Below are 19,054 nucleotides of genomic sequence, written 5' to 3' on the forward strand. Positions count from 1 at the left end.
CGTCATCTTGAAGATCGGTTACGCCCGCGTGTCCTCGCGCTGGTACCAGTCGGAACTTCAGATCGCTGCGCTGAAGAGCGAAGGCTGCGAAAAGGTCTGGAAGGACAAGAGCGACGATGGTCTGGTGAACGCCTCCAACATGGAGGAGTTCCTGGCAGAGATCGGCCCCGGTGTGACGGTCATTGCCACACGACTGGCCGCTGTTGCCAGATCGGCCCCGGATCTTCTGTATTTTCTGGAAAAGGTAACGGAAAAGGGCGCGTCTTTCCGCTCGCTCGCAGAACCCTGGTGCGACACGCGAACCAATTCGGTCTCGCAAATGCTTCAGACGCTGCGCGGGCTTGTGGCATTCGAAGTGGAGCTGAGCGCACTCTCGCATGCGGATGACGAAAGTCACTCGGATGTGGTGGGCATCTCGATCGGCCGTCCGAGCAAGCTCTCGGAGCCTGAACGCCTCAAGGCGCTGTCACTGCTGCGGATCGGCACCTCGGCAGCTGAAGTCGGGCGGCTGCTCGGCGTCAGCCGCTCAACGATTTCCCGCCTCAAGACCTCCATGCTGAAATAACCCGGAAAGCCACGCCTTCCAGGTTCACTTCGCAGTTGAGATCGGCAGGTTTAAAGCCGCAAACCCCGGGGCAAGTCCTCTCACCGCCCCGAAGTGTCACTGCTTCAGATCAGGCCTGGCGCTCCGGCACATGGACGACAAGGCCGTCCAGAGCATCGGTCACCTTGATCTGGCAGGACAGGCGCGAGGTCGGCTTCACATCATAGGCGAAGTCGAGCATGTCCTCTTCCATCGGCTCGGGAGAGCCGGTCTTGCCGGTCCAGGCCTCGTCCACATAGACATGGCAGGTCGCACAAGCGCAGGCACCGCCGCACTCGGCTTCAATTCCCTGCACCATGTTCTTGATGGCGTTTTCCATAACGGTGGAGCCGACCGGAGCCTCAACTTCGGTGCGGGCGCCGTCAGCGGTGACATATGTGATTTTGGGCATGATCCGCGTCTGATCAAATGAGAAGGAATGGTTCCTTCCCGACATAAAGGTTTGGTCACAAAGGTCAAGAACCGAGGCACGCGCCACAGCGCGATTTTCCGCGCAAGGGGCGCCGTTCCGCAGGTTCTTGAGAACAAGGCAAAGGCGTCACCCCGCCTGTCCGCCTGTATCAGACCTGACCTCAGGCGTTCAGCAAGGACCCGATATAGGCGTTCACTTCCTCAACGGCGGAAACCAGCGGACGGAAGTCCGGTGCATCGCCCTTTTCCAGAACCGCTTCCAGGTCTTCACAGGCAGCTGCCACATGGCTCGCGCCGATCGCCCGTGCGGAGCCTTTCAGCGTATGAACCAGGTCCTTGCGCACGGCCGCGGATGCTTCCTGATCGATACGGGACATCATGCTGCTGGTCTGGGCGCGGAACATGCGCAGGACTTCGCGTTCGAGATCCCGGTTTCCGAGGGTATTGGCGGCCAGAGAGACCAGATCAATGGGAGCCGGCTGTTCCTGGCGGGTTTCTACCCGTGCTGTCGACATCATGGCCATCTTGCGTAACTCCGCTTGGCTTGTTGGAGCAGCATCGCTTCTCCCATCGCTTAGCTGCCATGAAGACAATCTTGCGCCTCTAAACCAAACGGTCCGTTAAGACCCCTCCCTAACGTCAGGTGAGCCTCGGATGTCCCCAATAAAGTGAATCTTTGGTTAACGTGTGTTGATACTCTTTAACGAAAGGTTTCGCCCCCTCGGCCGGCCTCGAGAGCAATCAAGCGATTGCCGGATTGCCGGCAAACCGGATCGGGGCGCATGGCCTGCCGGTCAGGACCTTTTCCCAAGCACGTCCCGCCCCTTGTCTGTCAGCTTGCAGACCAGCCAGTCAGGCTTGATTGGGTTGAAAAACCAAGGCTCTGCCCATCCATGTTCCAGACAGGAGCGAATTGTGCGGGCCGGAATTTCCCGTCCGTTCTCATCGAACAAGGGCAGTTTTCCACCCGCCTGAGTGAGGCCCATTTTCAACCAGCGCTGTTGCGCCTCAGAGGGCACAGCCACACGCTGCGGTCCGTTTTTCTCGCTCATGACAGGTCCTCCAGAGGCCTTTCCAACTTCTCATCCACCATGATCAGGCGGCTCTAGCCCCTTAAAACGATTGCCGTTTGTTGTTCCTTAGGCAAGAGTGTGCCATTAGGTAGAGCGATGCGGCAAGGTGGGGATAAGGCTGCGCAACGTCCTGTTGCCAGCCGGTCAGCGGCGGCCCCCTGCCAAGCCAGGCCACGAAAAGCATCGAACACGTACGGTTTGTGCATTTCATGGCCAGCGTGTCCGCTGTCCGGTCCAAGTCTCCGGCTGCGGATTAGTATTGAGTACGGACGTGAGGCGATCCAACAATGGCAAATCCCCCGAAGGTGAAAGATCCTGCGGAAGCGGCACTGTCCGCTGTCGAAGAAGCTCTCAAGCTTGACTTTGGCGGCCCGGACATGGGCGGCACCTCCGGCAACGCGACGGCTTCGGCCAGCCCTATGGCAAGCGAGCCGGAGTCCCAGCGAAAGACATCCAGCAATTCGGAAGACCGCGAAGAAGGTGGCAGCCGCCGCCGCCGTGGTCGTGGGGGACGCCCGCCTGCAGCCAATGACGACCGGCGCAGCATCGGCAACCTGATCTATTCGCTTCAGCGCCGTCCGTCTTCGGTCCCGTTCTGGGGCGCCCTCGCCCTGTCGATCGTTTGGGCCACTGTCGGCTTCAGCCTGACCATGTCGGCCTTTGGCGACAAGCTGAACAATGCCTCCGGTATCGGCAGCCTCAGCCAGTCTCCCGAACTGATCCTTGCGGCCGTCGCCATCGTGGTGCCGATCGTCTTCTTCTGGGTCATGGCCATGATGATCTGGCGGGCGCAGGAAATGCGCATCGTCGCCCGCGGCATGACCGAAGTTGCCCTGCGCCTTGCAGAGCCGGAAGACATGGCGAAGGAATCCATCCTGTCCGTTGGCCAGGCCATCCGCCGCGAAGTTTCAGCGATGGGTGACGGCATCGAACGGGCGATTGCCCGCGCCAGCGAGCTTGAAGTCCTCGTGCATAACGAAGTGTCTTCGCTCGAACGCTCTTATAATGACAACGAACTGAAGATCCGGTCCCTGATCGAGGAACTGGTGTCTCAGCGCGAGTCCATTTCTCTCAATGCGGACCGTGTCCGCGAGACCATTTCCGGCGCCCACGAGAGCTTTGCCGCACAGCTCTCCAGCACTTCCGAAGAAATCGGCTCTTCCGTCGACAAGGCCACCGAGCGTCTTGTGGAATCCGTTTCCTCGCGCGTCGAACACATGACCAGCGCGGTCGACACCCGTATCAATGCCCTGAGCGACAGCCTCAACGCTTCCGGCAACGAACTGGTTGAAGCCCTGACCGTGCGTGCAGATGACTATGTCGCCCGCCTGTCCGTCACCGGCAATGAGCTGGTCGACAACCTGTCGAAGACCGGCAACGAGATCTGGGAAAACCTGTCCCTGCGCGGCAACGAGGTCAACGACCGCTTCGAGATCACGGCAAACAGCTTCGTCGAAGCCCTTTCGATCCGCGGCACCGAGATCACCGACACGCTGCATTCGTCCAGCACCAAGGTGGTCGAGACCCTCACCCAGAAGGCGGACGAGTTCCGCAATGCTCTGGAAAGCACCGGCTCGACCGTTGGCGACACCATCAGCCAGCGCAGCCAGGAGATCAACGAAACCCTCAACTCTTCCAGCTCGCGCGTCATCGAGACGATCAGCTCGAAGACCGAGGAGTTCCGGACCGCTCTGGAAGCAACCGGCAACACGGTCGGCGACACGATCAGCCAGCGCGGCGAAGAGATCAACGCCAACCTGTCGATCACCAGCAGCCGCCTGATCGATACGGTTTCCGCCCGCACCGAGGAGCTCATCTCCACGGTCGACACCCGCGTCACCAATCTGGACAATTCCCTTGCCGAAACCGGCAACCGGGTCGTCGAGAGCATTTCCGAGCGCGGTCAGGAAGTCACCAACACCATTTCCGTCCGCGGCGCCGAGATCGTCGAGACCCTGTCCGAGCGCAGCTCGGAAGTGGCGGAAATCCTGCGCGGCACCGGCGAGTCCATCGTGGTCGACCTGTCCCTGCGCGGCGGCGAAATCGCCTCCAAGCTGGACGAGACCGCAGGCACGCTCACCGAGACCATCACGGTGCGCGGCGGCGAACTGGCCGAAAAGCTCGACACGATTTCCGAGCGCATCTACACCGCGATCTCCATCAACGGCACCGAACTGGACGAGCGCCTCGCCGCCCGTTCCAACGAGATGGCCACGATCATGGAGCAGCAGAGCCTCGGCTTCCGCGAGTCCCTGGAAAGCGTGTCTTCCGACATCTCCGCGACCCTCGGCTACCAGACCCACGAGATCACCCAGCGTCTCGCCGATACCGGCACTTCGCTTGCAGAACTCATCGGCAGCCGCGGCGAGCGCGTTGCCCAGAGCATCAATGCAGCCGGTGACCTGATCAGCGAAACCCTGGAGACCCGCGGCCAGATCCTGACCGACGGCCTTGCTGCTCACCTTGGCGAGCTGGACAAGATCGTCTCCGAAAAGGGCGGTTCCCTGGTCCAGGCCTTCGACACGAAGTCCCTGCTTCTGTCGGAATCCCTCGACACCCGCCTGTCCACCCTGGACAACACCTTCGCAGCCCGCATCGACACCATGGATGCGTCTCTGGGAAGCCGGATCAACACTCTGGACCTCATCCTCGACCAGCGCACCGCCACGTTCGAGGCAGCGCTCGAGACCCGGACCAACCTTCTCTCCGAAGCCATCGAAGAGCGGACGTCCGGCATTTCCGAGGCCCTGGAAGAAAAGACCCGGAACATCTCCGACATTCTGGCCGACCGTTCGGATGCGATCACCATCCAGCTCGGCCAGCGCGTGGAAGCGGCTGGCACCACCCTTGCCGACCGCGCCGAAGAGATCACCCGCTCCCTGTCCGAGCGCGTCGATCATGCGGCAACCTCCATGGCGGAAAAGGCCGATCACCTGGCAGCCACCATGTCTGCCGGAACCGAGCGCATTGACGAAACCCTGGACAATCGTGCCCGCCAGATCAGCGAAACCCTGATTACCCGGACCCGCGAAATCGCCAAGGCCTTCGTCGACGGTCAGGAAGAAATGACCAGCGCCCTCGACAACCGTCTGGTGGAAGCAGGCTCCGTCCTCTCCCGCCAGAGCGAACAGCTCACCGACGCCCTGTCCGAGCGGATCGCCGAGATCAACGTCGCCCTTGGCGCCAAGGTCTTCGAAGTTGCCGAAACCCTCGACACCCGCGCAGGCCAGCTGGAAACCGTTCTGACCGAGCGTCTGGAGCAGATCTCCGGCACCTTGACCGGCGAGAGCGAGAAGGCCCGCGACATCCTGACCGGCGTCATCTCCGAAGCCAGCCAGACCCTGTCGGGCGAAAGCACCCGCATGCGCGACATGGTCAAGGAAGCGGTTGCCCAGGCCGTCGACTCCCTGTCCGAAGAACGCACCCGCACGGTTGATCTCGTCACCGAAAGCGTCAACGCCGCGACCACCAAGCTCTCCGGCGAAGGCGACCGCATGCGCCAGATCGTTCTGGGATCCGTTGGCGAAGCCCGCGGCGTCCTGGTCGGCGAAGCGCAGCGCGCAGCCGAAGCCATCACCGGCGCCATGTCCACCGCCTCCGGCTCTCTGCAGGGCGAAGGCGAGCGGATCCGCGAACTGGTCCTGTCCGCCGTCGGCGAAGCTGCCCGCAGCCTCGGCGCCGAAAGCGAGAAGGCCCGGACGCTCTATGCCGGCACCCTGGCCGAATTCTCCGGCTCCCTCACCGGGGAGAGCGAGAAGGTCCGGACCGACATGGCACGCACCATCGCTGAAATCTCGGGCAACCTGTCCGCGGAAAGCGAACAGGCCCGCCTGACCCTGCACAAGACGCTGGAAGAGATCCGCGGCCAGATGACCGGCGAAGCCGATATGGTCCGCGCACGGGTCAATTCCGCGATCAACGAAGCTGCAGATCTGCTCGCCCGCCGCGGCAATGCCGTTGCAGCCGAGCTGATGGAAAAGGCAACGACCCTGAACGAAGCCTTTGGCGCACGTTCCGGCGAACTGGCACAGCTTGTCGGCACCGACGGCAACCAGCTCATCGAAGCCATCGAAATGCGCGCCAACGACCTCACTGGCCGCGTTTCTGCCATTCATCGCGCGATCCTCGATGCCATCACCATCAAGGGCCAGGAAGTCAGCGACACCTTCGCCCAGAACGGCCTGGAAGCAACCCGTTCGCTGGTCGATGCAGGCGATCGCATCGCCCTGACCCTGAACGAACGCACCGAGCAGGCAGCGGCCCTGATGGTCGATACCCGGAACCGTCTGGAAACAGACATTTCCGCGATCCTCGACACAGTCAGCGCCAAGGGCCAGGAAGTCAGCGAGCGGTTCACCCAGAACGGCATGCAGGCAACCCGGACCCTGGAAAATGCCGGCGACCGCATTGCGGCGACCCTGACCGAGCGCACCGAACAGGCCGCAAGCCTGATCGGCGAGACCAAGCACCGCCTCGTGGACGACATCACCGTCATCCTCGACGCCGTCTCTGCCAAGGGCAAGGAAGTCAGCGGCACAGTGGCCCAGAACGGCCTTGATGCCGCCCGCTCCCTGGAGAGCGCCGGCGACCGGATCGTCACGGCCCTCACCGGCCGTGCGGAACAGGCAGCTGGCCTGCTGACCGAAACCAAGCACCGCCTGGAAGCCGACATCTCGGCAATCCTGGAAAAGCTGGAAAGCTCCAACGCGACCCTGCAGGGCATTGTCGGCTCTGCCGAGAACAACCTGTCGGATGTGGAGATCAATCTCGGCCGCCGCGCCAACGAGTTCCGCAATGCCGTCGAGCGCGCTGTTGCAGAAACCAACTCGTCTACCGGCGTCATCGGCGAGCAGGTCGAAGCCCTGCGCACCGTCACCGAGACCACTCTGGCCGATATCCAGACCCTGGCTGCCCGTTTCGCAGACCAGACCGGCGAGCTGAACACTGCAGCCCGTCACCTGGACGACACCAACCGCTCTGTCGACAAGCGCATCACCGAACGCCGCACCGCGATCGAGCAGGTCGCCGACACGCTTCTGGCCAAGACCGAAGCCGTCGACAACCTGATGCGCAGCTTCACCAGCACTCTGTCCGAGACGCTGGAATCGGCAGACGACAAGGCCCGTGAAGCCGCTCACATGCTGGGTGCCGCCGCAGAGGCAGCAACCAAGCAGGTGGCAGAGCAGTTCGAATCCATGCGCATGACCGCCGGTATGGAAGGTCAGAAGGCACGCGATGCGATCCGCTCAGCACAGGACGACATCATCTCGGAAATGACCCGTACGGTGGCAGATGCGACCGAACGGTTCAGCGATGCGGCAACCCGCATGCGCGACGTCGCCCGCGACGTCAACCGCGAGCTGGAAGTCACCCGCAACGAGCTGAAGCAGGGTGTTCTCAACCTGCCGGAAGAAGCGGAAGAAAGCACCGCAGCGCTGCGCAAGGTGGTCAAGGAGCAGATCCGCGCCCTGACCGAACTGTCGGACATCGTGTCCAAGCAGTCGAACGCGCTGGACATCTCCCGCCCGGGTGACCGTCAGGCCGCCGCACCTGCCGCCTATGCCGCTCCGGCACGGGCCCAGGCCGTCAGCCAGCCGGCTCCGGAACCGCGCCGGGAAGTCCGCCAGGAAGCTCGTCCGGAACCGCGCCAGGAAGCCCGCCAGGAAATCCGGCAGGACGTCCGCCCGGCTCCGGCACGTGCAGCCGAACCGGCCCGCCGTCCGGCAGCTCAGCCGGCTCCGGCCGCTGAGACCGGCTCCAAGGGCTGGGTCTCCGACCTTCTGCGCCGCGCATCCCGCGACGAGGACCAGGGCCGCTCCCCGCTTCACACAGTGGAAAGCCTGAACTCCCTGTCCGTGGACATTGCCCGGGCCATCGATCACGAGACCTTCATTGACCTGTGGGACCGGTACAAGCGCGGCGAAAGCCACGTCTTCACCCGCCGGCTCTACACCCTGCAGGGTCAGCAGACCTTCGACGAGATCCGTCAGAAGTATGGCCGTGATCCGGAGTTCCGCACCGCTGTCGAGCGCTATGTGGCAGACTTCGAGCAGCTGCTCGCCCAGGTCTCCCGCAATGACCGCGACAACATGCTGAGCCAGACCTATCTGAGCTCGGACACCGGCAAGGTCTACACGATGCTGGCCCACGCCAGCGGCCGTCTCGACTAAGAGACGAGACCTTACAGAAACAGAAAAAGGCGGATCCCCGGATCCGCCTTTTTTGTTGCCGCTCCCCGCATGGGGCCCGGGAACCCGCAAGCGAGGAGACAGCTTTCCTCCGATTGATCTGTTCATGGATACTTCTGCATGCCGCAAGGGAGGAATTAGGCCTTGACCGATGCGGCAGACGCCTTCAACGCTAGACGGGTTGAATCGTTTTAAATTCCTGCACAGATTGCGCCATGTCCGTCTCCAGCCCCTCCCCCGCCCTAGGATTTGGCACCGCCTTCCTGGGCTTCGCGCTCTATGCTACCCACGACGCCATCACGAAGCACCTCGGCGCGGACTATTCCGTGTTTCAGATCATCTTCTTCGCGATGCTCTTTGCCTTCGTGCCGACGTCGCTGATGGTGCTGGGAGACAAGGCAATCGACAACTTCCGGCCGCGCTATCCCTGGCTGGTGCTGTTGCGGTCCTGCCTCTCGCTGACGGCCCTCTCCTGCGCCTTCTATGCCTTCACCCACCTGCCGCTGGCCGAGGTCTATTCGCTGCTCTTCGCCACGCCTCTGCTGATCACCATCTTCTCCATCCCGCTTCTGGGTGAAGTGGTCCGCCTGCAGCGCTGGATGGCTGTGATTGTCGGTCTGATCGGGGTTCTGATCGTGCTGCGGCCTGGCACCTCCGAGCTGACCCTCGGCCATTTCGCAGCCATGGCGTCGTCCTGCGCCAGTGCCATGGGCAACATCGTGATCCGCAAGATCGGCTCGCAGGAGCGGTCCGCGGTCCTGATCCTCTATCCGATGCTGCTGTCGCTTGTGGTGATGGGCTCGCTGTTGCCGAACATCTATGTGCCGGTCCAGCTTCCGGACCTCGGCCTGATGGCCCTGCTCGGCTTCTTCTCGGTCACGGCGCAGTTCTGTGTGATCCTGGGTTACCGCGCAGCCCCTGCCGCGGTCATTGCTCCGATGCAATACAGCCAGATCATCTGGGCAACGATTTTCGGATATTTCTTCTTCAACGAGACACCGGACATTTTCGTCGGCGTCGGCTCGTCGATCATCATCGCTTCAGGCCTGTTCATCGTCTGGCGGGAATCCCAGGCAGATGTCTCCGCCCAGCGCCCTGTCCTGCGCATGTCCTTCCCTAAATTCGGAATTGGCGGGTTGCTGCGGCGTTAGTCTCAGCCCATCCGGCCAAGACGCCTCTTTGCGGACAATCAGACCGACCTGAAGGAATATGGTTTGGAAGCGAGCTGTCTGGAGACAGCGGCCCGTTCAGACCCGGCCGAGCACCCAGTTGGCCAGATCAGTCATGACCTTGCTTGCCGAGGCATCCAGAGCGGCCACGGCCTTGTCTGTCCCTTCACCGGAAACCAGCGTCTCCGCACGGAAGCTCTGTGTGCTGATAGCCCGGCCATTGCGGTCATTGACCAGTTTGGCGGACAGTTCGACCAAGGCCCGGCGCGGGCCGTCAATCCGGATTTCAAAGGACCGGAGTTCGGTCTGCAGCTGGTAGTCGATCAGCAGCCCGTCTCCCGGAAAGCCGACACCGCCGAGGCGGCCGGTGTTTTCCAGCGTCTGAACGATACGCGCCTGGACAACATCCGGCAGGGCATCGGCCCAGGCCACACTCGGAAAATAGCTGTAGGCCTCGGCCCGGTCGACAACGGCGATGTAATTGCTGTCCAGAGCCTTCAGGGCGCGCGGACGAGGAACGAGCACCTGCTTGCCACCCCGGCGCAGTCCCGACTGTCCAACCCCTGTTTCCGGCGCGCTGAGACCATAGAGGGCCGTCGGACCAGAGCTGGCGCAGCCGGCAAGCAGCAGACTACCCGCAGCAGCGCCGAAGGCCAGCAACTGCCTGCGATTGCAAGCCGCGCCCTGCCCGGCCTGTGCAGACTGCCCGCGAGCGCTCTTGCGCATGTTGCCACCCCGATCCCTCTGCAAACTCATCATCCTTCCGTTACCGGCGCTTGGCGCCATTATAGGTGGGGACGTCCTCGCCGCCAAAGATGATCCGGTTCGGGTTGCGGTTGAACGCCTCGACTGCCCTCTGGATCGTCACCAGGGTCCGGTTGACCTGCGCCATGGCGGCAGCAAAATCGGACGATCCCTGGTTGGTGAATTTCTGCAGGCCGCTGGCAATGGAATCGGCCCGCGACGAGAAGGCATCTGCGACCTTGCGGATCGACGCCGCAGCCTTGGTTGCCTCCGCGATAAAGCCTTCGCCGTCGCCCTCGACCATGGTGCCGACCTTATCGACAATCCCCTGAACCCGTACGGAAGCCGCATTCAGGTTCGAGGCAATCTGTTTGGCATCCGTGATGATCTGGTCGACATCCGGTGTCCGCTCACGAAGATCCGCGCTCATGCTCTCGAAGTTGCCAACAGCGGAGCGGGCGGAGGCAATCGTGTCGCTGATAACCTGTGTCTGGGTCGACAGGCTGCCGGTCACCGTATCAACGTGATCGATGATGCCTGCGACCTTGGCCGAATCCACGGCGGCAACCAGCCCATTGACCTTGGCAACGACTGCCTTGCCGTCCTTGAGGATCGCCGTGATGTCCTCGCTGCTGTCACTCACGGTCTGCGAGACCTTGGCCAGATTGTCCATGGTCTGCGAGGAGGACGCGATTACGCGGTCGATTTCAGGAGAACGCTTCTCCAGAACCTCGCCCAGGGACGCTGCCCCCTTCACCACCTTGTTGATGTCCTTCGGATCGATCTGGGCAATGATCTGCTGAACCTGGTCGACACTCGAGTTCAGCTGCTTGGAAAAGGCTTCAAACTCCTTTGCCGCGCTCTGGGCATCGGCAACCACCTGATCGATGCCGTCACCTGCGCTGCCAAGGCTCTTGCTGAACTTTTCCATATCCCCGACGATTTGCGAAACTTTGTCGGAGGGAACAGCGGCCAGTATCCGCTCGCCTTCCTGGACCAGCGTCTCCATACGCCCGGCCAGGCTGGTAAAGGCATCGCTCGCCTTGCCGATGCTGCCCATGAAGTCCTTCACGCCATCGGAGTTGGAGGCGAGCGCATTGGAAAAGGTTTCCACATTTTCCAGCGTCCGGGTCACGGTCGGGCTGTTGGTCTTCAGGAAGACGTCGATGGTGTCCATGGTCGAATCAGCCTTCTTGAGTGCGTCACGCACCCCTCCGGTGATGTCGTCATAGAGCGACCTGTCGGCCTTGATGACCGGGATGGTATCAGCCTCAGGGTCCAAAAGTAGGGGCGCACTCTGGCTGCCGCCGTTGAGATCCACATAGGCAACACCGGTCAGACCGGTGAAATTCAGCGAAGCCGTGGTGTCCGTGCGCAGCGGCGTGCTGGGCTTCACGCGCACCGTGGCCACAACCACCTTGGGGTTGGTCGGATCGAAGTCGAGCGAGCGCACATCGCCGATCTTGATGCCGTTGAACAGCACCTGACCGCCCACTGGCAGGCCCGTCACAGGCGCCGGAAACACGATCTTGAGAAAGAGATTCTCGCGGGATTCAGCCGTCGCCGCCAGCCAGTAGACGAACCCGAACGCACCGATCAGCGTCGCCAGCATGAAGGCGCCGATGATTATGTAATTCGCTCGGGTTTCCATTCCTTGATCCTTCAGATCCTGCGCAAGGCCCGTTCGCCCCGGAAGTAGGAGACCACCCAGGGGTGGTCATTCTTCATCATGTCGTCGATCGTTCCGATCACGAGAACACGCTTCTCACCCAGAACCGCGATACGGTCGCAAATGGAATGGAGGCTGTCGAGATCGTGGGTGACCATGTAAACTGTCAGGCCGAGTGTCTCTCTCAGGTTCGCAATCAATTGATCAAAAGCGGCGGCTCCGATCGGGTCAAGACCGGAGGTCGGCTCGTCCAGAAACACCAAATCAGGGTCCAAGGCAAGCGCACGGGCCAAACTGGCGCGCTTGATCATGCCGCCTGAAAGTTCCGAGGGAAACTTGTCGGCTGCATCCTGCGGCAAGCCGACCAGCTCTAGCTTCAAGGTCGCCAGCTCGTCCATCAGCTTGGGCGACAGATCGAGGTGCTCGCGCATGGGCACCTGAATGTTTTGCTTCACCGTCAGCGACGAGAACAATGCCCCCTGCTGGAACAGGACGCCCCAGCGGCGCTCGACCATCTTGCGTTCCGCCTCTGACGAACGGTCCAGATCGTGGCCAAAGACTTCCACGGTTCCCGAGCGCCGCGGCGTCAAACCAAGGATCGTGCGCATCAGCACGGACTTGCCTGTGCCCGAGCCGCCCACGAAACCAAGGACCTCCCCGCGCCGGACATCGAGATCCAGCTTGTCGAGGATCACCTTGGAGCCGAACCCGACCGTGACGCCCCGCACCGACAGCACATTCTCCGCGTGCTCACTGTTGTGGTCACCGGCTCTGGCCATCTGTTCTTCCTGGGTGTCGATCATCCCGCCCCTCAAACGCCGATGGCTGCAAAGAAGATGGCAAAAAGACCATCAACCACAATCACAAGGAAAATCGCCTTCACCACGGACATGGTCGTCTGACGGCCGAGCGAATCTGCGGAACCCTCCACCTTCAGTCCCTCGACACAGGCGATCAGACCGACGATCAGAGCCATGAACGGCGCCTTGACCAGGCCGACCATCAGCGTCTGCATGGTGATGGCCTCCTGCAGACGGGCCAGGAAGGCCGCCGGCGGAATGTCAAGATAGGCCCAGGCGACCAGACCAGATCCCGCCAGAGACGCCATGTCGGACAGGAATGTGAGGATCGGCAGGGCCAGCATGAGGGCCAGAATGCGCGGAAGGACAAGAACCTCGGTAACGCTCAGACCGATCACATGCAAAGCGTCGACTTCCTCACGCATGCGCATTGCGCCGATTTCAGCGGTAAAGGCTGACCCCGACCGGCCTGCGACCATGATGGCCGTCAGGATCACCCCGATTTCGCGCAGCACCAGGATGCCGGCAAGATCGACCACATAGAGGTCCGCGCCGAACTGCTTGAGATAGAACCCGCCCTGCTGGGAAATGATCGCGCCGATCAGGAAGCTCATCAGCGTCACGATCGGCACCGCGCCAATGCAGGACCGGTCGAACTGAACGGCGATGGAAATGCCGCGCAAGCGCTTGGGTTGGAAAAGAACCGTGACCAGCACCATGCCCAGCGATCCGAAGATATGCAGCATAGACAGAAGGTCATGCCAGATCGCCACCACCTGACGGCCCGTGGCCTCCAGCAGCCGGACCAGAGAAATGCGGGTCCTCTCCGGCTTGAAGACGGGCGGATGATGATGCTCCAGTTCACCGAACAGCACCTGCCGCTTTTCCGAAAGTCCTTCCAGCGAGACGCGGGAGCCATTGAACTCCAGCAAACCTCTCAACCGGTGGATGATCCACGCTCCACTCGTATCGAGTGCGCCGATATTGCAGACATCAATCACGACTTGCTGCCGCGGATCCAGCTTCAGGCCTTCCAGAAGCGTCTCGGCCTTCGCCGCAGTGCTGATAGCCCAGTCGCCGGACAGGCGCATCCGGAGGACATCGTGGTCAGACTCACATGCACAGGCCGGAGGGGTGTTTTTCTCCAAGAATGCCATTCCGGGCTGTAGACCCCCTTGCCGCTCGTTCGCTGACCCTCGTATACCTTGACAAGGAGTTGATCGTCCAGACGCCTCCCCGCCAGGTCCAATCCGGAGTCCTTCTCATGATCATTGAACATCCCTATCTTCTGTTCCTCGGCGACGTACATGATGCCCTGGCCGCAAAAACAGCGACCGGCATTGTGGACTGGCGCAGGGACTGGTGCAAAGGACAGCTTCGCCTGCCGGGTTGCGCCGCCGATACGGGCCTTGCGGACATGAGCATCAGTGAAGCCGTTGCAGCCGGTGTGAAGACCATGGTGGTCGGCGCGGTCAATGCAGGCGGACGCCTGCCGGAACATTGGGTTGCCTCCATCGTGGAAGCTCTCGACGCCGGACTTGATGTAGCAACCGGCCTCCATGTCCGTCTGGAAAGCATTCCCGCCATCAAGCAAGCCGCGGAGCGCAATGGCCGAAAACTGTTCGACGTGCGCCACAGCACCCAGACCTTTGATACGGGCAAGGGCACCAAGCGCTCCGGCAAGCGCATTCTGGCCGTTGGAACCGACTGCTCCGTCGGCAAGAAATACACCGCCCTTGCCATGGACAAGGCCATGAACGAGCGGGGCTACACCAGCTCCTTCTGCGCCACCGGCCAGACAGGCGTGTTCATTTCCGGCCGGGGAGCCGCGCTCGACGCCGTGGTCGCCGACTTCATTTCCGGCGCGGCCGAATGGATTTCTCCGGAGACGGACGCGGATCATTGGCAGATCATTGAGGGGCAAGGCTCCCTGTTCCATCCCTCCTTTGCCGGCGTCACCCTCGGTCTCCTGCATGGATCGCAACCAGATGGCTTCATCGTCTGTCACGAGCCGACCCGCAAGACCATGCGCGGCGTGAAGACGCCCCTTCCGACGATCCAGCAAGTCATCGACCTGACCATCCAGTGCGGCCAACTGACCAATCCGGAGATCCGCTGCGTCGGCATCGCCATCAACACCTCAGCCCTCGGCGAGGCGGAGGCCAAGGCCTATCTGGACGAGGTGTCCAAGGCTCACAACGGGCTGCCGGCAACCGATCCGGTCCGCTTTGGCATGGAAAACATCGTCGACCGCGTTGCCAGCGAATTCGGTGCACCATGAGCCGCAGCCTCGCGATTGAAACCGAAGCCTTCGAGATCGCGGGTGGTGGCTTTGCCATCTCCCGCGGCCGCCGGACCCATGCCCATGTGCTGCTCGTCACCCTGACCGGTGGCGGTGTGACCGGCCGCGGCGAATGTGTGCCCTATGCCCGCTATGGCGAAAGCCTGGAGAGCGTGGAAGCGCAAATCCGTGCTGTCGCTACCGAACTGGAGCAAGGCGCAGACCGGGCTGCAATCCAGAACCTGATGCCTGCCGGAGCGGCCCGCAACGCGGTCGATTGCGCCCTTTGGGATCTGGAAGCCAAGACCCTCGGCAAAAGCGTAGCCCAACTTGCCGGTCTGCCGCCCCTCAAGCCGGTGACCACCGCCTATACCTTGAGTGTCGACACACCTGAAAAGATGGCGGAAGCGGCTGCAAAGGCCTCTTCCCGCCCGCTGCTCAAGGTCAAGCTGACGGGTGCGGGCGACGACGAGCGTCTTGCGGCTGTGCGGGAAAATGCCCCCGCCTCCACCCTGATCGTGGACGCCAATGAGGCCTGGGATGCCAGCTGCTTCGAAATCAACATGGCCGCATGCCTGAAGGCGGGCGTTGCCCTGATCGAACAGCCGCTTCCTGCCGGTAAGGACGAGCTTCTGGCCGAGATGGACCGGCCGGTCACCGTTTGCGCCGACGAAAGCCTGCACACAAGCGCCGATCTGAAAGCCCTTCGCAACCGCTATGACGCGGTCAACATCAAGCTCGACAAGGCAGGTGGCCTGACCGAGGCGCTGGTTATGGCGCGGGCGGCAAAGGAGCTCGATTTCAAGGTGATGATCGGTTGCATGCTGGGCACTTCCCTGGCAATGGCACCGGCCGTGCTGATTGCCCAGATGGCCGATTTCGTCGATCTGGACGGCCCGCTGCTTCTGGCGCGAGACCGGCAGCCGGGGCTCTCCTTCGAAGGCAGCAGCCTCCTGCCCCCCGAGCCTGCCCTTTGGGGCTAATACCAACAATCAATCTGCCCCGGAACTTCCACATTTTCCGGGGCAGACGTCTTTCAGGGACAAAAGTTCAGGTCAGAACCATCTGAGCGGCAACCAGCCCGATGACAGCAACGACCAGAGCTGTCATCCAGAAGGAAGGCGCCTTGACGGGAGCCGATGACCTTCCCGGCACAGACTTGAACAGCCGGACACCGGAATTGCGTCCAAGTGCCCTGTTCGACACCCGCGCGAACCGCCGCTTCAGATCATCCGCCCGCTTTTCCGGGTCATAGCCCGGCGTCTTGCGGGCCGGTGCCGGAGCCTTGACCATATGCTCCTCCCCTTCTCCTTCGGCAGGCTCAGCCTGCCCTCATGCATCTGTTTCTTTTAAACAGGTAGGGTTCGCAGATGCAGGGCCCAAGGAAAAAACCGTAACCTGACGGATCTTTAATCTGAAGCCACGTCCGCCATCATCCGCCGCATGAGCGGACGCAAGGCCATTAGCCCGCCAAGAGCGATGCAGGACAGCCCCGCCATCAGCCAGAATGGATAGCCCGGGTTCAGCTCATACAGCGGACCACAGACCGCATAGCCGATCGCGATCAGAATGCCGTTGGAAGCGGCCAGGAACCCCTGCCCCGTGGCGGCCCACTTCGGCGGAACAATCTTCGACAGAAAACCGACGCTGCCCAAATGGGCCATGCCGAAGGTCATCGTATGCAGCAACTGCAGCAGCGCCATCGACCAGAAATCTTGTGCAAACGGAAAAAGACCCCAGCGCAAAATGCCCGCCGCCGCCCCGGCAAGAAGCAGGGCCAGGGGATAGGACGTCAACCTCAGTCTGCCGGCAAACATGAAGAGGCCGATTTCAGCAGCCACGCCGGTGGACCACAGGGCGCCAATGAGAAACTCAGACACGTCATGGGCTTTCCAGAACAGGGTCGAAAAGCCGTAAAAGGCCGCGTGACTACCTTGAATCAGGCCAATGACCCCCAGCACCAGCCAGAAAGCGGGCTTCAGAAACAGGCGAGGACGGTCTTCCTCGCGGACTGTGCCCTTTTGCGCTGTGCTGACCTGTGGCGGCAGGGAAATTGCCACCAGTCCGGTGGACAGGATGCCAATCATGATCGCGATCACTGCAGGAGTACTGCTGTCGAGCAGGATCAGCCAGCCGCCGATCATGTTGGCCACAACAAAGGCTGCGGAGCCCCAAAGGCGCATGCGGCCGTAATCTGCCCCATAGTTGCGCACCACATCCAGCGCATAGGCGTCACTCAGGGGAACGGCCGGTGACCAGAACACCAGAAGGCCCACGACAGCAATCAGCGCATTCCAGACACCGCCGGTCGCCAGAAAGTAGATCAGAAAAGCGATGCTGATCAGGGAATAGAGAAAGATGGAAAGCCTGCGCCTGCCCGTATGATCGGACAGTCCAGTCATGACGGGATTGGCAATAATACGGGCTATATTTCCGGCCCCAAAAATAAAACCGATTTCCTCTACGGGAATTCCCCGGTCCTGCATCACCAGAGGGAAGAAAGGCAGGAAGATGCCATATCCAAGGAAATAGCTGGCAAACAGGCAACCAACCCGAAGGCTGAGCCCTTTTCCAGAGGCCATCATTTTACTGTTCCGGACGTTCGCCTAAAGGGATGTTAACTCTTTTCCCCTTAGGCTGATTTGGAGTGTCGTACGAGTTACGGCAAATCATGAGAACAAGGCAAGCAGAGATAAATAATTCGATGCAACCCACTGATGCACATGATGAACTGGCACCACTTGCCGACGCCGAGTATGTCACGCTCGAGCAGACGCTTATGGAGTCAGATCGCGGCCGACGTTTTCTGAGCGAATTCCTGAAGCGCAACAAAACGCCTGAGACCGTTCAGATCCTCGACGCCATCCAGCGGCTCGAAAAGACCATGACGCGTCAGCGCAAGGTTCCTGACCTCGATCGCATCCGGCTCGATATCGCCGACATGCACGAGGCGATCGAGCGCACCAAGAACGAGATCGCGAACATCAAGGCTGAAGGTGGTGATTCCAATCGCTTCACCGACGCCTCGCATGAACTCGACGCGATCATCACCCAGACCGAAGGGGCAACCCAGACCATTCTGGAAGCTGCCGAGCAGATCCAGGAACAGGCCTGGACCCTGCGGGAAAAGGGTGCGGATGAAGCCGTTTGCGACGAGATCGACGCCAAGGCGACCGAAATCTTCATGGCCTGCTCCTTCCAGGATCTGACCGGCCAGCGCACGAACAAGGTTGTTCAGGTGCTGCGCTACCTGGAAAGCCGCATCAACATGATGATCAACATCTGGGGCATCGAGGAAAAGGAAGCCGACGAAAACGCCGGTCCTGTCGATTCCCGCCCGGATGCACATCTGTTGAACGGTCCGCAGATGGACGGCAAAGGCGTCAATCAGCAGAACGTCGACGATCTGATGAACTCGGCTGCATCGGCCTCGGATCTGGATGTGTTTGAAGCCGTGTCCGTCTCCGAAACGGAAACGGCCAGCGCGGATGACATCGACGCCATCATGGCAGGCGCCGCTGATGCGGAAGGCGAAGCCTCAGAAGCAGGCAGCGCAACGATGGACGCTGCCGCCATTGACGACATGTTCGCGAGCCCTGCCTCTTCCGAAGTCTCCTTTGATGCGGAACTGGACGAAGGCTTGAGCGCCGAAGACGATCAGGAAGTTCTGGATGAGGACGCCATCGACCGGCTGTTTGAATCCGAAACTGTCGAAGCAGCCGCAGATGAAGCCTGGGAAAGCGCAGAAGATCCGGATGATCTGGAAGACCCGCTTGAGCAGCTCACCCCTGCAGAGCGCCAGGCTCTCTTCAACTGACAGCCTTCAGTCTAAGCCAATTGCAGAAAGCGCCTTCGGGCGCTTTCTGACGTTTAGGACATAGACCCAATCACCCTTGAAGGCGTCAAATCACTTCGAGTTCGATGTCATCCCTGCGAAGGCAGGGATCCAGTATCCTGCAGTTCAAGTTTTCATGAAAAGAAGCGATCTCAATTGCTTACCGGATCCCCGCCTGCGCGGGGATGACAAACAATTTCTCCCATCATCATAAGTCGCAGGGTTTGCCGACAGCAGTCGAGAGATACCCCCTGCCCCCCCCAAACAACCAGCCTGCCGG

Annotated in this window: 15 protein-coding genes; 6 read left to right on the plus strand and 9 right to left on the minus strand. The window is 61.3% G+C overall.

Features of this window, described 5'->3' with window-relative positions:
* The first annotated feature begins 7 nt into the window (after positions 1–7).
* Positions 8–565 (plus strand): recombinase family protein, encoded by a 558-nt coding sequence (locus BUA94_RS09710; RefSeq protein WP_175558027.1) that lies wholly within the window; start codon positions 8–10, stop codon positions 563–565.
* Positions 566–674: 109 nt separating this feature from the next.
* Here the strand turns inward: BUA94_RS09710 and BUA94_RS09715 are convergent, their stop codons facing one another.
* From BUA94_RS09715 to BUA94_RS09725, 3 genes are all read right to left on the minus strand, one after another.
* Complete coding sequence (locus BUA94_RS09715) at positions 675–995, minus strand: 2Fe-2S iron-sulfur cluster-binding protein (RefSeq protein ID WP_073013789.1); 321 nt, start codon at positions 993–995, stop codon at positions 675–677.
* Between the two features lie 181 nt (positions 996–1,176).
* On the minus strand, positions 1,177–1,539 hold the full coding sequence (locus tag BUA94_RS09720) for an Hpt domain-containing protein (RefSeq protein ID WP_235860524.1): 363 nt from the start codon (positions 1,537–1,539) through the stop codon (positions 1,177–1,179).
* A gap of 270 nt (positions 1,540–1,809) precedes the next feature.
* Positions 1,810–2,067, minus strand: a complete 258-nt coding sequence (locus tag BUA94_RS09725) for a hypothetical protein (RefSeq protein ID WP_073012357.1) — start codon at positions 2,065–2,067, stop codon at positions 1,810–1,812.
* 308 nt (positions 2,068–2,375) lie between these two features.
* Here BUA94_RS09725 and BUA94_RS09730 point away from each other — a divergent pair, with 308 nt between their 5' ends.
* Both BUA94_RS09730 and BUA94_RS09735 read left to right on the plus strand, forming a co-directional pair.
* Positions 2,376–8,258, plus strand: a complete 5,883-nt coding sequence (locus BUA94_RS09730) for an apolipoprotein A-IV repeat region-like domain-containing protein (RefSeq protein WP_073012360.1) — start codon at positions 2,376–2,378, stop codon at positions 8,256–8,258.
* 233 nt (positions 8,259–8,491) lie between these two features.
* Positions 8,492–9,427, plus strand: coding sequence for a DMT family transporter (locus tag BUA94_RS09735; RefSeq protein WP_073012365.1), 936 nt, complete (start codon positions 8,492–8,494; stop codon positions 9,425–9,427).
* Positions 9,428–9,523: 96 nt separating this feature from the next.
* On the opposite strand, the gene BUA94_RS09740 is transcribed toward BUA94_RS09735, so the two are convergent.
* Genes BUA94_RS09740 through BUA94_RS09755 form a run of 4 tightly spaced genes read right to left on the minus strand, consistent with a single transcriptional unit; the run spans position 9,524 to position 13,815 of the window.
* Positions 9,524–10,201, minus strand: coding sequence for an ABC-type transport auxiliary lipoprotein family protein (locus BUA94_RS09740; RefSeq protein WP_208980038.1), 678 nt, complete (start codon positions 10,199–10,201; stop codon positions 9,524–9,526).
* 10 nt (positions 10,202–10,211) lie between these two features.
* Positions 10,212–11,840, minus strand: a complete 1,629-nt coding sequence (locus BUA94_RS09745; protein WP_073012371.1) for an MlaD family protein — start codon at positions 11,838–11,840, stop codon at positions 10,212–10,214.
* An 11-nt stretch (positions 11,841–11,851) separates the two neighbouring features.
* On the minus strand, positions 11,852–12,637 hold the full coding sequence (locus tag BUA94_RS09750; RefSeq protein ID WP_073013791.1) for an ABC transporter ATP-binding protein: 786 nt from the start codon (positions 12,635–12,637) through the stop codon (positions 11,852–11,854).
* A gap of 32 nt (positions 12,638–12,669) precedes the next feature.
* A complete protein-coding gene (locus BUA94_RS09755; protein WP_073012373.1) occupies positions 12,670–13,815 on the minus strand; it encodes an ABC transporter permease in 1,146 nt (381 codons plus the stop codon).
* A gap of 107 nt (positions 13,816–13,922) precedes the next feature.
* On the opposite strand from BUA94_RS09755, the gene dgcN reads away from it, so the two are divergent.
* Positions 13,923–14,939 carry an N-acetyltransferase DgcN gene (gene dgcN / locus BUA94_RS09760; protein WP_073012377.1) on the plus strand — a complete coding sequence of 339 codons (1,017 nt, stop codon included), beginning with the start codon at positions 13,923–13,925 and terminating at the stop codon, positions 14,937–14,939.
* The gene (gene dgcA, locus BUA94_RS09765; protein ID WP_073012380.1) at positions 14,936–15,922 is read left to right on the plus strand and encodes an N-acetyl-D-Glu racemase DgcA; all 987 of its coding nucleotides are present in this window, start codon (positions 14,936–14,938) and stop codon (positions 15,920–15,922) included. The genes dgcN and dgcA overlap by 4 nt, the downstream gene beginning before the upstream one ends.
* 67 nt (positions 15,923–15,989) lie before the next feature.
* Here dgcA and BUA94_RS09770 read toward each other — a convergent pair whose 3' ends face one another.
* On the minus strand, positions 15,990–16,232 hold the full coding sequence (locus BUA94_RS09770; protein WP_073012384.1) for a hypothetical protein: 243 nt from the start codon (positions 16,230–16,232) through the stop codon (positions 15,990–15,992).
* 116 nt (positions 16,233–16,348) lie between these two features.
* Entirely contained in the window at positions 16,349–17,521 is a 1,173-nt protein-coding gene (locus BUA94_RS09775; protein WP_208980039.1) for an MFS transporter, read from the minus strand.
* 122 nt (positions 17,522–17,643) lie between these two features.
* Between BUA94_RS09775 and BUA94_RS09780 the strand changes: the two genes are divergently transcribed.
* Positions 17,644–18,756 (plus strand): protein phosphatase CheZ, encoded by a 1,113-nt coding sequence (locus tag BUA94_RS09780; protein ID WP_073012390.1) that lies wholly within the window; start codon positions 17,644–17,646, stop codon positions 18,754–18,756.
* Positions 18,757–19,054 lie beyond the last annotated feature (298 nt).

The sequence above is a fragment of the Roseibium suaedae genome, assembly GCF_900142725.1.
Lineage (GTDB): Bacteria > Pseudomonadota > Alphaproteobacteria > Rhizobiales > Stappiaceae > Roseibium > Roseibium suaedae.